Origin of the sequence: Pseudomonas sp. GM25 (genome assembly GCF_000282255.1) — a bacterium.
GTDB classification, from domain to species: Bacteria; Pseudomonadota; Gammaproteobacteria; order Pseudomonadales; family Pseudomonadaceae; genus Aquipseudomonas; species Aquipseudomonas aphyarum.
The window spans coordinates 1-13853 of the sequence record NZ_AKJQ01000029.1; the positions used below are offsets into that span (position 1 = coordinate 1).

General features: G+C 62.0%; 12 protein-coding genes. 1 reads left to right on the forward strand and 11 read right to left on the reverse strand.

Annotated features, from left to right (window positions below):
* Positions 1–260: 260 nt before the first annotated feature.
* From PMI24_RS06870 to PMI24_RS06910, 9 genes are all read right to left on the reverse strand, one after another.
* Positions 261–971 (reverse strand): PqiC family protein, encoded by a 711-nt coding sequence (locus PMI24_RS06870; RefSeq protein ID WP_007952202.1) that lies wholly within the window; start codon positions 969–971, stop codon positions 261–263.
* A 177-nt stretch (positions 972–1148) separates the two neighbouring features.
* Positions 1149–3413 carry a DNA topoisomerase IV subunit A gene (gene parC / locus PMI24_RS06875; RefSeq protein ID WP_007952203.1) on the reverse strand — a complete coding sequence of 755 codons (2265 nt, stop codon included), beginning with the start codon at positions 3411–3413 and terminating at the stop codon, positions 1149–1151.
* Between the two features lie 7 nt (positions 3414–3420).
* Complete coding sequence (locus PMI24_RS06880) at positions 3421–3945, reverse strand: retropepsin-like aspartic protease family protein (RefSeq protein ID WP_007952204.1); 525 nt, start codon at positions 3943–3945, stop codon at positions 3421–3423.
* Positions 3942–4931 (reverse strand): esterase-like activity of phytase family protein, encoded by a 990-nt coding sequence (locus PMI24_RS06885; RefSeq protein WP_007952206.1) that lies wholly within the window; start codon positions 4929–4931, stop codon positions 3942–3944. The genes PMI24_RS06880 and PMI24_RS06885 overlap by 4 nt, the downstream gene beginning before the upstream one ends.
* Positions 4931–6838, reverse strand: coding sequence for a DNA topoisomerase IV subunit B (gene parE / locus PMI24_RS06890; protein ID WP_007952212.1), 1908 nt, complete (start codon positions 6836–6838; stop codon positions 4931–4933). The genes PMI24_RS06885 and parE overlap by 1 nt, the downstream gene beginning before the upstream one ends.
* A gap of 42 nt (positions 6839–6880) precedes the next feature.
* Positions 6881–7489: a YqiA/YcfP family alpha/beta fold hydrolase gene (locus tag PMI24_RS06895; RefSeq protein WP_007952220.1), complete on the reverse strand. Its 609-nt coding sequence runs from the start codon at positions 7487–7489 to the stop codon at positions 6881–6883.
* A gap of 96 nt (positions 7490–7585) precedes the next feature.
* Complete coding sequence (gene cpdA / locus PMI24_RS06900) at positions 7586–8401, reverse strand: 3',5'-cyclic-AMP phosphodiesterase (protein WP_007952221.1); 816 nt, start codon at positions 8399–8401, stop codon at positions 7586–7588.
* A gap of 105 nt (positions 8402–8506) precedes the next feature.
* Entirely contained in the window at positions 8507–8959 is a 453-nt protein-coding gene (locus PMI24_RS06905; protein ID WP_007952222.1) for a DUF1249 domain-containing protein, read from the reverse strand.
* On the reverse strand, positions 8950–9567 hold the full coding sequence (locus PMI24_RS06910) for an NUDIX domain-containing protein (RefSeq protein WP_007952223.1): 618 nt from the start codon (positions 9565–9567) through the stop codon (positions 8950–8952). The genes PMI24_RS06905 and PMI24_RS06910 overlap by 10 nt, the downstream gene beginning before the upstream one ends.
* Before the next feature lie 221 nt (positions 9568–9788).
* Here PMI24_RS06910 and PMI24_RS06915 point away from each other — a divergent pair, with 221 nt between their 5' ends.
* Positions 9789–10535: an RsiV family protein gene (locus PMI24_RS06915; protein ID WP_007952224.1), complete on the forward strand. Its 747-nt coding sequence runs from the start codon at positions 9789–9791 to the stop codon at positions 10533–10535.
* Here the strand turns inward: PMI24_RS06915 and cytX are convergent.
* Both cytX and thiC read right to left on the reverse strand, forming a co-directional pair.
* Positions 10504–11796 (reverse strand): putative hydroxymethylpyrimidine transporter CytX, encoded by a 1293-nt coding sequence (cytX, locus tag PMI24_RS06920; RefSeq protein WP_007952225.1) that lies wholly within the window; start codon positions 11794–11796, stop codon positions 10504–10506. The two genes, PMI24_RS06915 and cytX, sit on opposite strands and share 32 nt — an antisense overlap.
* 149 nt (positions 11797–11945) lie before the next feature.
* Positions 11946–13835 (reverse strand): phosphomethylpyrimidine synthase ThiC, encoded by a 1890-nt coding sequence (thiC, locus tag PMI24_RS06925; RefSeq protein ID WP_007952226.1) that lies wholly within the window; start codon positions 13833–13835, stop codon positions 11946–11948.
* Positions 13836–13853: the final 18 nt, after the last annotated feature.

Sequence of the window (13853 nt, forward strand, 5' to 3'; positions counted from 1 at the left end):
GGGAGAGGGCTAGGGTGAGGGGATATTCGGGATCTACACCGACCTGAACGTGCTGTGCCGAATCCATAATCGTAATACCGCACTGCGCAAAATCCATAATCGCCAAGATTTTTCAGGTCGATGTATGACGCCAGACACCTCGGTCGGCTCCCTCTCCCTCCGGGAGAGGGCTGGGGTGAGGGAGCTTTTGATCTTCTACTCAGAATCCCAGACACAACAAAGCCCGCACAAGGCGGGCTCTGTTCTGACTCGATCCAGTCCTAGAAGCGGAACACTTCCATATCCGTACGAATCGGCGAAGCCATCGGTATCTTCGGCTGCTTCTCGGCTTCCGCCGCCGGTGCTGCCGGTTTCGGTGCCGGTTTGCGCGGCGCCTCGGCGACCGGTGGCTGATTGGCCAACGGCTTGAGCGCTACCGACAGCTGCTCGGCCAGACGCTGCAACAACACGCCTTGCGCCTGCACCTGCGCGGCGGTGGTGCCGGCGTGCTGTTCCTGCAGATGGACGATGCGGTTGTCGCGCACCTGACCACGGCGGTCGATCAGGCGCCATTGCGCATCGAGGATCGCCGGTTGCGACTGACCCGAGTCCAGACGCGTAATGGTCAACAGCACCTGCACGTCCGGGGTGAAGCCCACGGTGGCCGGCGCCAGCACGACGCGCTGACTGTCCAGATGCCCGGCAACCTGACGCAACAGCAACTGATCGATGTCCGAAGACAGGCTGCCGGCCCAGCGGCCATCGACCGAGGCTTGCAGGCTGCCGTCCGGTTGACGCTGCAACAGGGTTTCCCGTTGCAGGTAATCGGCAACGATCACAGGGCCCAGCAAAACTGCCATGCCTGAGCTTTGCGCAGGCTGAGCCGGACTTCCGCTGTCCAGCTGATACAGCGACACCGGCTGGTGAACGCTGCAACCCGCCAGGCCAAGAACGCCGGCGAGCAGGAAAATAAGGGGGCGCAGAGAAGTCATCATCCCGTCCAGGTGGCCGCCACAAGGCTGACCACAGTGAAAATACTCAACAAATATGAAGAACGCTCGGCCACGCCGGCGCTTGGAAAGGCCATATCATCCGTGAATATGCGTTCCGACTCCAGCGCCAAAGCGCCGATCTACGGGTTAAATCGTAGATCGGAGCGTCTAGGACGCTTAATTGAGGTTTTCGACGAGCAGCGCATCCACCCGCTGGAAGCCACGTGGCAGTTTGTTGCCACGACGTCCACGTTCACCTTTGTAGTGTTCGAGGTCGTCGGCTTTCAGCGACAAGGTACGTTTTCCGGCCTGCAGCACCAAGGTGGCGCCTTCCGGAAGAACGGCGATGTCCGTGACATATTCTTCGCGACTGGCCACACGTTCACCGGAAATACCGATGATCTTGTTGCCTTTGCCCTTCCCTAATTGTGGCAGATCGCTGATCTTGAAGATCAGCAGGCGACCCTCGGTCGTCACCGAAGCCAGCCAGTTGTGCTCGCGGTCGGCGACCGGACGCGGCGCAATCACCTTGGCGTTGTTCGGCAGGCTCAACAGGGCCTTGCCGGCCTTGTTCTTGGCTTGCAGGTCTTCACCTTTCACCACAAAACCGTAGCCGGCATCGGAGGCGATCACGTACAGCGAGTCCTCTTCAGGCATCAGCACGCACTCGAACGTGGCGCCCGGCGGCGGCGTCAGGCGACCGGTCAACGGCTCGCCCTGGCCCCGTGCCGATGGCAGGGTGTGGGTGGCCAGCGAATAACTGCGACCCGTGGAGTCGATGACCACAGCGGACTGGTTCGAACGCCCCGCCGCCGAGGTCTTGAAGCCGTCGCCAGCCTTGTACGACAGGCCGGTCGCATCGATCTCGTGGCCCTTGGCCGAACGGATCCAGCCTTTTTCCGACAGCACAACGGTCACTTTCTCGTTCGGCAGCAGATCGTGTTCGGTCAGCGCCTTGGCTTCAGCGCGCTCGACGATTGGCGACCGACGGTCATCGCCGTAGGTTTCGGCATCTTTCAACAGTTCGGTGCGCACCAGCTTCTTCAGCTTGGCTTCGCTGCCCAGCAGGGCTTGCAGCTTGGCCTGTTCCTTGAGCAATTCATCCTGCTCGTCGCGCAGCTTCATCTCTTCCAGTCGCGCCAACTGACGCAGACGAGTGTCGAGGATGTAGTCAGCCTGGATTTCGCTGAGGTCAAAACGCTCGATCAGCTTGGCTTTCGGATGCTCCTCGGTACGGATGATATGAATCACTTCATCCAGGTTGAGGTAAGCGATCAACAAACCGTCCAACAGGTGCAGGCGACGCTCGACCTTGTCGAGTCGGAATTGCAGACGGCGACGTACAGTCAGCACGCGGAATTCCAGCCACTCCACCAGCAACGCACGGAGGTTTTTCAGCTGCGGCTTGCCGTCCAGACCGATGATGTTGACGTTGACCCGGTAGGTCGACTCCAGCTCAGTGCTGGCGAACAGGTGCTGCATCAGCGCTTCGTGATCGACACGGCTGTTGACCGGGATGATCACGATGCGGCAAGGGTTTTCGTGGTCGGACTCGTCGCGAAGATCGGCGATCTGCGGCGCTTTCGACGGTTTGGCCTGCATCAGCGCGGCGATCTGCTCCAGCACCTTGGCCCCGGAGACCTGGTGCGGCAGCGCGGTGACGATGATGTCGCCGTCCTCGACGTGGTACACGGCGCGCATGCGCACCGAGCCCTTGCCGGTTTCGTACATTTTCAGCAGGTCGGCGCGCGGCGTGATGATTTCCGCTTCGGTCGGGTAGTCCGGGCCCTGAATGTGCTCGCAGAGCTGTTCTACCGTGGCTTTTGGCTCGTCGAGCAGACGCACGCACGCGGTGGCAACTTCGCGCAGGTTGTGCGGCGGCACGTCGGTGGCCATGCCCACGGCGATACCGGTGGTGCCGTTGAGCAGGATGTTCGGCAAACGTGCCGGCAACACCAGCGGTTCCTGCAGGGTGCCGTCAAAGTTCGGGCCCCAGTCTGCGGTGCCCTGGCCCAGTTCGCTGAGCAGCACTTCGGAATAACGCGACAGCCGCGCTTCGGTGTAACGCATGGCGGCGAAGGACTTGGGATCGTCCGGCGCACCCCAGTTACCCTGGCCGTCCACCAGCGTGTAGCGATAGCTGAACGGCTGGGCCATCAGCACCATCGCCTCGTAGCACGCCGAGTCGCCGTGCGGGTGGAACTTGCCGAGCACGTCGCCGACGGTACGCGCCGACTTCTTGTGCTTGGAATCGGCATCCAGCCCCAGCTCGCTCATGGCGTAGACGATACGCCGCTGTACCGGTTTCAGACCGTCGCCGATATGCGGCAGGGCACGGTCCATGATCACGTACATGGAGTAGTTGAGGTAGGCATTTTCGGTGAAGTCAGCCAGCGACCGGCGTTCTACGCCATCTAAGCTGTCTGCAAGGTTGTCGCTCATGCGGGCCTCATCGGTTCGTTGTCTGGCGCAGCAGCATGGTGCCGCCGCGCTGAGTAAATTCAAGTTTGTTCAGGGCGCTCATGCCGAGCAGCACCTGATCGCCATGCAGTCCCGGCGCCACCAGTGCGCGGACGTCCCGCAGCACGATGTCGCCCAGTTGCAGGCGGTCGATACGGGTGCGATAGCCCTGGCTCAGGCCATTGGCCGTGCTCAGGGTCACACCGAAACCTTCTTCCAGCCGGAGGTTTTTCGCCACCTCGGCCGGGATTGCCACGTCGGTCGCGCCGGTGTCGAGCATGAACTCCACCGGCCGACCGTTGATCAGGCCGCTGGCGACAAAATGTCCCTGGGCGTTGCCGATCAGTTTCACTTCTATAAAGCCGTTACCCTGCTGCGAAGCCACTTCCACATTGGGATTGCGCTGGCGCTCTTCCCACTGGCCGAAAAACCGCGTGGCCAGAAACAGCGCCGCGCACCACGCCAGAATCATCAGCACCCGACCGGCGCGTTTGCCCGGCGGTTGCTGGCTCATGGCTTGGCGCTCCAGCCACCCTCAGGCGCGGCGAAACGCCAGATGATCGGGCGAACCTCGCCATCGGCGCGCGGGCCGAAATTGTTGTCGACGCCGATCCAGGCACCTTGAGCATCGACCACCAGTGCCTCTTCCAGCCCGAAGTTCTGCTCGTAACGACGATTGGCCTGCAACAGCTCGGCCGCATATGACCAGCAGAGCTCGACCTTGGCCGTCTGCGCATCGCGTCGACAGATCTGGTACGCGTTGCGCTCAAGGGTAAACAGCTTGCCGTTGAACAGGGAGATATCGGAAAAATCCCGATTGACCGGACGGGCTTTCGGGAACTGCGGCGGCTGCATTTCCATCCCGCCTTCGCTGAGCAACACGCAGCGACCATCACAATCCCACACCGTCTGCTGGCGCTTGATCAGCAGTAAGCCACGGCTTTGCCGCTCGGCGGCCAGCCACATCTGATCGCCCGTCGGATTGATCGCCAGGCCTTCGAATATCGCGTTGAATTGCAGCAACATCCCGCTGGCCCGCGCTTCGCGAACCATCATCGGCGAGATTTTCAGCCACGACGACGGCCCCTGCGGCGGCACTTGCAGCACAGCTGCGTGGGCTTCGCTGACGATGTAGCGGTTGCCGGCGCTGTCGCAGCTGATGCCTTCGAAATCCAGATCGCCGCCACGAATGAACGACGCCGCCCAGGTGCGCGAACTGATACCCCACGGCAGGCCGCTGTCCGGCACTTTCGGCGGATCAATGCGCACAGCCGTGGCCTGCCAGACCCGATCGCGGATATCGAGACGGTAGATCTGGTCATCGTCGCGGTCCGAAATCGTCCACAGGTCATTGCCGCACAAGGCCAGCCCCGACAGGTTGCCGCCACGCATGCCTTCGACCGGGTGTTCGGCGAGCACGCGCAGCTCTTGCGCAGGCTCTGCCGACACCGTCATCGAACCCAGCAGCAACGCACCCGCCAAGGCCCAGCCAAACCGCATCAGGCCAGAACCTCGGCGAGGTTGCCCTTGGATTCGAGCCAGGTCTTGCGGTCGCCGGCGCGTTTCTTCGCCAGCAGCATGTCCATCATTTCCGAGGTCTGGGCGAAGTCGTCCCCGAGGGTCAACTGCACCAGACGCCGGGTGTTCGGGTCCATGGTGGTTTCACGCAGTTGCGGCGGGTTCATTTCACCCAGACCTTTGAATCGGGTGACCTGCGGCTTGCCGCGTTTCTTCTCGGCCACCAGACGGTCGAGAATCCCGTCACGCTCGGCGTCATCCAGGGCGTAGAAAATCTCTTTGCCCAGGTCGATGCGGTACAGCGGTGGCATCGCCACGTAGACGTGACCGGCATCCACCAGCGGGCGGAAATGCTGGACGAACAGGGCGCAGAGCAAGGTCGCGATGTGCAGACCGTCGGAGTCGGCGTCGGCGAGGATGCAGATCTTGCCGTAGCGCAGCTGGCTCATGTCCTCGGCGCCCGGATCGACACCGATGGCCACCGCGATGTTGTGCACTTCCTGGCTGGCCAGCACTTCGCTGCCATCGACTTCCCAGGTGTTGAGGATCTTGCCGCGCAACGGCAGGATCGCCTGGAACTCCTTGTCCCGCGCCTGTTTGGCCGAACCGCCGGCGGAATCACCTTCCACCAGAAACAGCTCGGAACGCATCGGGTCCTGCCCGGCGCAATCGGCCAGTTTGCCCGGCAATGCCGGCCCCTGGGTGATGCGCTTGCGCTCGACTTTCTTGCTGGCCTTCAGGCGACGGCCGGCGTTGCTGATTGCCAGTTCGGCCAGCGCCAGACCGGTTTCAGGGTTGGCGTTGAGCCACAGGCTGAACGCGTCCTTGACCACACCGGAGACAAACGCCGCTGCTTCACGGGACGACAGGCGTTCCTTGGTCTGGCCGGAGAATTGCGGTTCCTGCATCTTCATCGACAGGACGAAAGCGATGCGCTCCCAGACGTCTTCCGGCGCCAGCTTCACGCCGCGCGGCAGCAGGCTGCGGAATTCGCAGAACTCGCGCATCGCGTCGAGCAGACCCTGACGCAGACCGTTGACGTGGGTGCCGCCCTGCTCCGTAGGGATCAGGTTGACGTAGCTTTCAGTGACCGAGGTGCCGCCTTCCGGCAACCACAACAGCGCCCACTCGACCGCTTCCTTGGTCCCGGCCAGGTTGCCGCAGAACGGCGCGTCCGGTAGGCGCTCGAATTCGCTGACCGCGTCTACCAGGTAGGAGCGCAGGCCATCTTCGTAATGCCACTCGACTTTTTCGCCGGTGCCTTTGTCTTCGAAGCTGATCAGCAGCCCCGGGCACAGAACGGCCTTGGCCTTGAGCACGTGCTTGAGGCGGCTGATGGAGAATTTTGGCGAGTCGAAGTATTTCGGGTCCGGCGCGAAGTACACGCTGGTCCCGGTATTGCGCTTGCCGACGGTGCCGATCACTTGCAGATCGGTGGCCTTGAAGCCGTCGGCGAAGGTCATTTCATATTCGTTGCCGTCACGCTTGACCCGCACCCGTACCTGGGTCGACAAGGCGTTGACCACCGAAATACCCACCCCGTGCAGACCGCCGGAGAACTGGTAGTTCTTGTTGGAAAACTTGCCGCCCGCATGGAGCTTGGTAAGGATCAGTTCGACGCCCGACACACCCTCTTCCGGGTGGATGTCGACAGGCATGCCACGGCCGTCGTCGCAGACTTCCAGCGAGTGATCGGCGTGGAGGATGACCTGAATCGATTTGGCGTGGCCGGCCAGGGCTTCGTCGACGCTGTTGTCGATGACTTCCTGGGCAAGGTGGTTCGGCCGACTGGTGTCGGTGTACATGCCGGGGCGTTTGCGCACCGGGTCGAGGCCCGAGAGGACTTCGATGGCGTCGGCGTTATAGGAGCTAGCGCTGGGAGTGGCCATAGGGTCTCGTCGTCAGTGATTCAATGAAAATGGGGCAAGACTTCACAGTGCGGTGAAATCGATTGCCTGATAGGTATCGGCGCCAATCCCGGCAAAGCTGAGCAAGGCCGGCAATTGTGTAACAAATCCCTGGAAACTGTGGTCGCCGCCGGCCTGAATGCGCAAGGCACAGGCCCGGTAGTACTGCTGGGCAAGCCGATAATCCAGCGTTTCATCCCCGGTCTGCAACCATACCTGATAACGCTGCGGATCCTGCGGCGCCGGCACTTCCAGCTCGGCCAAGGCCGTCACGTGGTCGTGGGTCAGCTCCCAGGTTTCGTCGGTGTACAGGTTTTTCTGGGTGCCCAGGTATCCGTCGAACATCCGGTGCGGACTGACGGCCGGGTTGACCAGCAGGGCTTTCAAGCCATGGCGCTCGGCCAGGTGAGTCGCATAGTAGCCGCCGAGCGAGCTTCCCACCAGCAATGGCCGGCCGAGTTCGGCGATTGCCTGTTCCAGCTGACCGATGGCTTGGCGCGGGTGGTGATGCAGTGCCGGCACACGCAGTTGATCGCTCAAACCCAGCCGCTCCACCACCTCGACCAGCTGACAGGCCTTCTTCGAGGCCGGCGCACTGTTGAAACCATGGATATAGAGAATCGAACCGGACATTTGAGCTCCCTGGGCGTCGGCTGAAGATAGCGGAGTTTACAGGGAGTCGAGGGGAGTTGGGCCAGCACCCGAGGAAATCAGCGCTGCGCCCTTTGATCAGTAACCGTCGGAGCCGTAATCAACGGTGAACCGGAAATCGGTGACACGCTCCACACCGGTCTCGATCCGGCCATCCGGCAACAATCGCAACCAGCGATAGCCCGGCGCCTGTTCGCCGACCTTGAAATCTTCACTGCCTGGCTCGAACTGAATGCAGGTCGACGGCGACGCCATCAGCCTTACGCCGTTGCGTTCGCGGTCGATCTCCTGATGGACATGCCCCCACAGCACGGCACGGGCCTGCGGGAAACGGTCGAGCACTTCGAAAAACGCTTCCGGATTGCGCAAGCCGATCGGCTCCATCCAGGCGCAACCGATCGACACGGGATGATGGTGAAAGCACACCAGATGATGGCGATCCGGCGCTTCGCTCAGGGAGCGGGCGAGCAATTGCAGTTGGTCATCCTGCAAATACCCCGGCACCGATCCGGGCACCGCCGAATCGAGCAGGGTCACGCGCCAGTTGCCGACATCCACCACGGACTCCAGCAGCGCACTCTGCACAGTCGCCTGAGCCATGATCTGCGGCTCGTCGTGATTGCCGGGTATCCAGCGGGCCGGCGCATCGATCTGTGCCGTCATCTGGCGGAATTGCTGGTAGGACTCCAGCGTACCGTCCTGAGACAGGTCGCCGCTGGCAACGATCAGGTCGATCCGCGGTTGCTGTTCGAGCACCAGCTCGATGACCTTTTGCAGACTCTCGCGGGTGTTCATGCCCAGCAGCGTTCCGTCCGCCTCGGCGAACAGATGACTGTCAGAGAGCTGCACCAGCAACGCCGTGTCGGCGGTGGTCAAAGTCGATACGCTCGGCAAGGCGTTCTCCCCGGGGATCACGGGACTGGATAGGTGCGGCAATTATGCGGGGGGACAGCGCAAAGAGAAACCGGCGAACCGGACGCAGTTCACAACTTGCGGTGGTTATCGGACCGCCGCGTATTCGTGTCCGCACGCCAGGCAATGACTCAGCCATTCGCCCAGGAACAGATTGAGCTGGGCCTTTTCGTCCGGCTGATGCATGGCCGCATTCGGGTAAGGATAGACGCCGCGAAAACGTCGCGCATGCTCGGCGCTGATCACCTCGGCCATGCGCGCGTCGTGATAGACCTGCACTTCCAGTTGCGGCACCGGCAGCCACGGCAGGCTGTGTTCCTGACGTACTTGCAGGGTCGTGGTGTACGGACAGGCCTGCAGCACTTCCAGAGTCAGTACGCCGAGCATCTGGTCGCCCTGGGTCACGGCGATGCGCCGTGCCTCCGGGTCGCTGCGCATGTCCGGCAACAGTCGCATCAGGCGCGCGTAGTTCGCCTCGCAGGCGGCTTGCAGGCCCACGAGGTCGACGCGGTAGCGATCGCGCAGCTTGTTTACGACCATAGCCCCCTCACTTCGGCGCGATTGAGCGCCAGCCACTGCAAGGCGATGATGCTCGCCGCATTGGCAATCCGTCCGTCACGTACGGCCTGCAGGGCATCTTCAAACGCCCAGACCGTGACGCGAATATCTTCAGCTTCTTCCTCCAGCCCATGCAGGCCGCCCGCGCCTTCGGTGCTGCAACGCCCCAGATACAGATGCACGAATTCGTTGCTGCCACCCGGCGATGGAAAGTATTTGGTCATCGGCCACAGGGCCTTGATGTCCAGCCCAGCTTCCTCCTGTGCCTCGCGGTGAGCAACTTCTTCCGGCTGTTCGTCCTTGTCGATCAGACCGGCGACCAGTTCCACCAACCAAGGGTTGTCCGCCTTGCCCAGAGCGCCGACGCGAAACTGCTCGATCAGCACCACTTCGTCGCGCTGCGGATCGTAGGGCAGCATGCACACCGCATCGTGGCGCACGAACACTTCACGATTGATTTCGCGGCTCATGCCACCGGCGAACAGTTCGTGGCGCAAGTGCAAACGGTCGAGCTTGTAGAAGCCCTTGTAGCACTGCTCGCGTCGCACGATATCGACGGCGGTCGGAATGGCTTTGGCAAAATCGGTCATGAGCATCCTCTTTACTGCAAATCCAATACGAGGCGCCTTACCTGCCACCTCGACTTCGCGCCATCCTAACGCGCCCGTGACGTTTGATGCAGCCCCTTTACTGTCAGCGGGATGGACGGTGGAGGCGAAACCCACTCTAATTAGCTTAGTGGCGAACTGACCGCTTCGTTGAGAGTCGAAGCGGTAACTTTTTGCCTTCCCCTGCTTCAGAAAGGACGCCCATGTCGCTTTTCAAAATCGCCTCCGTGGCCGCCATCGCCCTGACCCTGGGCGCCTGCGCCAGCCTGTTTCAGCCCAACTACCGCACGCCGCTGGAAACCACCCGCGACGCCTCGGAAACGCTGAAACCCGGTTGCTCCAACCCGGACTGCCCGCTGGTGAACATCGATACGTTGCGCTTCCCGGCAGAACCGGCGCTGGACGGCATCATCGAAAAACGCCTGCTGCAAATGACCCGCACCGCACCGAACGCGCCGGTGGCGCCGACGCTGGCAGCGTATCGCGAGCAGTTCCTGGCCAACGCCGGCCCGCGCAACAGCAGCTATTTGCAGGCGAAAGTACGCGAGCAGCATGACGGTCTGGTGATCATCGAAACGTCGAGCTACCTGGACACCGGCGGCGCCCACGGCACGCCGGGACGCGGTTTCATCAACTATTCGCGTCAGCAGCACAAGGTGCTGACCCTGGCGGATATGTTGCTGCCGGGTCAGGAAGAGGCTTTCTGGAAAACCGCGCAAGTGGCGCACAACAGCTGGCTGATCAGCACCAAGCTCGATCAGGAACCGGAGTTCGTGAAGAGCTGGCCGTTCGTCAAAACCCCGAACGTGGCGCTGACCTACGGCGGCGTGATCCTCAAGTACGACGTGACCACCATCGCGCCTTATGCGCTGGGCCACGTCGAACTGAAGATCCCTTACCCGCGCCTGAACGGCATTCTCAAGCCCGAGCTGTTTCCCGGCCGTAACTGAAAGCCCGACCGAGTACGAGTTGCAGCAGCCCTGCCAGCACCAGCGCCGGCAGGGTCGCGCCGACATCCGGATACAGATTGGCCAGCAAGTGATAGGTGCTGATACCACCCAGCCAGGCCAATAGTGCCGGCCAGCGCAATGCGGCCGACGCCACTTGGGCACTGCGCTTGCGCAGGATGAAGTGATCCACCAGCACCACGCCGAACAGCGGCGCAAACACCGAACCGATCAGCAGCAGGAAGTTCTGGTACTGCGCCAATGGCGCGAGCAAGGCGATCAAGGTGCAGATCACACCGATGGCCAGCGCCAGATGCTCGACTTTCATACGCAACAGAATCCCGCTGGAAACCGCGGCCGAGTGAATATCGGCGAAAGCGTTTTCCGACTCGTCCAGCAGAATCAGCAACAGCGGAATACCCAGACCCGCACCGGCCAGTGCCAGCAGCAGCGCGTTGACTTCACCGCTCGGCGCGAAGGCCAGGGTGTAGGCCACGCCGAGGCTCATCAGCCAGAAGTTGCCGATGAAGAAACCGATCGCCGTGCCGCCGAATACGTTCTTCGCCCGCTGGCCGAAACGCGAGTAGTCGGCGATCAGCGGCAGCCATGACAGCGGCATCGCAATCGCAATGTCGAAGCCCACGGCGAGCGGCATCGAGCCATCCCCGGCCTGTGCCCACAAGGCGGCGAGATCGGCCTTGGCGAACAGGTTCCACGTCAGCCAGATGCACGCGGCCAGAATCAGCCAGATGCCCCATTTGCGCAGGATCTTGCGCACGAATGTCAGCGGACCGCTGACGGCGAGCAAGGTCGCCAGTGCACCGAAGCACAACGTCCACAACATCGGATTGGCCCACAGCGAACCTTCGCTGAACGCACGGGTGCCGAGCAGACTGGCGGCGTCGCGCATGACGATGATTTCGAACGAGCCCCAACCGATCAATTGCAGCAGGTTGAGCAGCGCCGGCAGGCTCGCGCCTTTGCTGCCGAGGCTGAGCTTCAGCGCAGCCATCGACGACAGGCCGGTGTCGCTGCCGATCACGCCGACGGCGGCCAGCAACAGGACGCCGACCAGGGTGCCGAGGAAGATCGCCAGCAGCGATCCCGACAGGCCCAGCCCCGGGGCCAGCAGCGCACCGGTCTGCAAGACCATCAGGCCGATGCCGAGGGAAAACCACAGGGAAAACAGATCGCGACCGCCGAACACACGCTGGTTGGCGGGCACGGCGAGGTCGGGGGAATAAGTACCGGGTTGAATGCTCAAGGGTGTTATCTCAGAGGGACATTTGTTGTTGTGTCGATCAATCGCCAGCAGGCTGGCTCCCACAGGGGACTGGTGGCGATCACAAATCCTGTGTGGGAGCCAGCCTGCTGGCGATGGGGCCTGCACAGGCCCCACCCTTTCAGGTCAGATCAAACTTTCTTGTACAGCTGACTGCCTTCCTTCTTGAACCGCTCGGCCTGTTCCGCCAGGCCCTGGGCGACGTCCACGTCGACCGCGTCGATCCGCTGGTTGGCCGCGTATTCGCGGACTTCCTGAGTGATCTTCATCGAGCAGAATTTCGGCCCGCACATCGAACAGAAATGCGCGACCTTCGCCGAATCCTTCGGCAGGGTTTCATCGTGATACGAACGGGCGGTGTCCGGATCCAGACCGAGGTTGAACTGGTCTTCCCAACGGAATTCGAACCGCGCCTTGCTCAAAGCGTTGTCGCGGATCTGCGCGCCCGGATGCCCCTTGGCCAAGTCCGCTGCGTGAGCGGCGATCTTGTAGGTGATGATCCCGGTCTTCACGTCATCCTTGTTCGGCAGACCCAGGTGTTCCTTCGGCGTCACGTAGCAGAGCATCGCGCAACCGAACCAGCCGATCATCGCCGCACCGATGCCGGAGGTGATGTGGTCGTAGCCCGGCGCAATGTCGGTGGTCAGCGGGCCGAGGGTGTAGAACGGCGCCTCGTCGCAGCACTCCAGCTGCTTGTCCATGTTCTCTTTGATCAGCTGCATCGGCACGTGGCCCGGGCCTTCGATCATGCATTGCACGTCGTGTTTCCAGGCGATCTTGGTCAGCTCGCCGAGGGTTTCCAGTTCGCCGAATTGCGCTTCGTCGTTGGCGTCGGCAATCGAGCCCGGACGCAGGCCGTCGCCCAGCGAGAAGCTGACGTCGTAGGCCTTCATGATTTCGCAGATTTCGTCGAAGTGGGTGTAGAGGAAGTTCTCTTTGTGGTGCGCCAGGCACCACTTGGCCATGATCGAACCACCACGGGACACGATGCCGGTCACACGCTTGGCGGTCAGCGGCACGTAGCGCAGCAACACGCCGGCGTGGATGGTGAAGTAGTCGACGCCCTGCTCCGCCTGCTCGATCAGCGTGTCGCGGAACAGCTCCCAGGTCAGGTCTTCGGCCACGCCGTTGACCTTTTCCAGCGCCTGATAGATCGGCACGGTACCGATCGGAACCGGCGAGTTGCGGATGATCCACTCGCGGGTTTCGTGAATGTGCTTGCCGGTGGACAAGTCCATCACGGTGTCCGAACCCCAGCGAATGCCCCAGGTCAGTTTCGCCACTTCTTCTTCGATGGACGAACCCAGCGCGCTGTTGCCGATGTTGCCGTTGATCTTCACCAGGAAGTTACGGCCGATGATCATCGGTTCCAGTTCGACGTGGTTGATGTTGGCCGGAATGATCGCGCGGCCACGGGCGATTTCTTCGCGCACGAATTCAGGGGTGATTTCTTTCGGGATGCTCGCGCCGAAGCTGTGGCCGGCGTGCTGCTGCTTCAACAGACCGGCAGCGCGGGCCTCTTGCAGCTTCATGTTTTCGCGGATGGCGACGTATTCCATCTCGGCGGTGATGATGCCTTGGCGGGCGTAGTGCATCTGGCTGACGTTGACCCCGGCCTTGGCGCGGCGCGGGTTGTTGACGTGGGCGAAGCGCAGCTTGGTCAGCTCCGGATCGGCCAGGCGCTCCTGACCGAAATTCGAACTCAAGCCTGGCAGGCGCTCGGTGTCGCCACGGTCGTCGATCCACGCCGAACGTACATCGCCCAGACCTTTGCGCACGTCGATCACCACGTTCGGATCGGTGTACGGGCCCGAGGTGTCGTAGACGGTGACCGGCGCGTTGATTTCGCCACCGAAGTCGGTCGGGGTCACATCGAGGGTGATTTCGCGCATCGGCACGCGGATGTCCGGGCGGGAGCCCTGAACGTAGACTTTTTGCGAACGGGTGAACGGCTGAACCGACTGCTCGTCGACCTTGGCCGAGTCACTCAGGTTGATCGCGTTTTTAGATTTTGTAGTCATCACGGGCTCTCCAGACAG

Excerpts from the sequence above, each read along its gene's own strand:
- PMI24_RS06915 (WP_007952224.1), top strand. The coding sequence starts at position 9,789 with ATGTCGCTTTTCAAAATCGCCTCCGTGGCCGCCATCGCCCTGACCCTG.
- parC (WP_007952203.1), bottom strand. The coding sequence starts at position 3,413 with ATGAGCGACAACCTTGCAGACAGCTTAGATGGCGTAGAACGCCGGTCG.
- PMI24_RS06905 (WP_007952222.1), bottom strand. The coding sequence starts at position 8,959 with ATGGTCGTAAACAAGCTGCGCGATCGCTACCGCGTCGACCTCGTGGGC.
- thiC (WP_007952226.1), bottom strand. The coding sequence starts at position 13,835 with ATGACTACAAAATCTAAAAACGCGATCAACCTGAGTGACTCGGCCAAG.
- PMI24_RS06870 (WP_007952202.1), bottom strand. The coding sequence starts at position 971 with ATGACTTCTCTGCGCCCCCTTATTTTCCTGCTCGCCGGCGTTCTTGGC.
- PMI24_RS06885 (WP_007952206.1), bottom strand. The coding sequence starts at position 4,931 with ATGCGGTTTGGCTGGGCCTTGGCGGGTGCGTTGCTGCTGGGTTCGATG.
- PMI24_RS06895 (WP_007952220.1), bottom strand. The coding sequence starts at position 7,489 with ATGTCCGGTTCGATTCTCTATATCCATGGTTTCAACAGTGCGCCGGCC.
- PMI24_RS06880 (WP_007952204.1), bottom strand. The coding sequence starts at position 3,945 with ATGAGCCAGCAACCGCCGGGCAAACGCGCCGGTCGGGTGCTGATGATT.
- parE (WP_007952212.1), bottom strand. The coding sequence starts at position 6,838 with ATGGCCACTCCCAGCGCTAGCTCCTATAACGCCGACGCCATCGAAGTC.
- PMI24_RS06910 (WP_007952223.1), bottom strand. The coding sequence starts at position 9,567 with ATGACCGATTTTGCCAAAGCCATTCCGACCGCCGTCGATATCGTGCGA.